Annotated in this window: 1 protein-coding gene; it reads left to right on the top strand. The window is 36.4% G+C overall.

Translation table 11 applies throughout. The features are described 5' to 3' along the window. Positions 1–263: 263 nt before the first annotated feature. A partial coding sequence (locus ACE1ET_RS20580) for an IS110 family transposase (protein WP_375730311.1) occupies positions 264–740 on the top strand: 477 nt, incomplete at its 3' end.

Here is a 740-nt window from a genome sequence, read left to right on the forward strand (position 1 = left end):
AACAAAAAGAATCATATAATGATGTAAGTGATTGATATTCTTTTCTTTTTGCTACTTTTTCTTTTCTTGTTAATTGTTGTTTATATGTTGATAATTACAAAAGGAATAGGGTGAACTTTATGACCGTGTAGGTTAGCAGACCTATCAACACTTCTAGTCCCTATTCCTTTCTTAGTTGCTGAGAACCATTTAGAATCATAGGCAACAGGCCTTTAAAAGCTACTAGTTACAGCAACTCATTGTTAAATGTTAATTGTAAAATTATGAAAAACAAACGATTTATTGGTATTGATGTTTCAAAAGATACTTTGGATATCTACCTTCATCAGGTTAACGTTTATTTTGTAGTTCCTAATTCTCCTAAAGGCTTCTCAGGGTTACTTGAGACCTCATGTAAACATCTTAAATGCAAGGTAAATGATCTATATTTCTGTTTTGAGAATACGGGACGTTACAGCCGGTTATTAGCCGTATTCTTGTCAGAGGCAGATATTCTGTTTACCATGGCCCCAGCCATGGATATCAAAAGATCCATGGGAATGAAAAGGGGTAAAACAGATAGGCTTGACGCAAAAGCAATAGCCTTGTATGCCTGGCGAAAAAGGGATGAACTGAAACCAACCAGGCTTCATTCAGGGATGGTGGCACAGTTACGCCAACTCCTGGCTTTACGCGACAAACTTATTCGTCACCGGACAGCCTATAAGAATTCAATTAAGGATATTCAGGATTCATTTTTT

Origin of the sequence: Quyinboa mangrovi (genome assembly GCF_042219825.1) — a bacterium.
Lineage (GTDB): Bacteria > Bacteroidota > Bacteroidia > Bacteroidales > UBA5342 > JBHJHP01.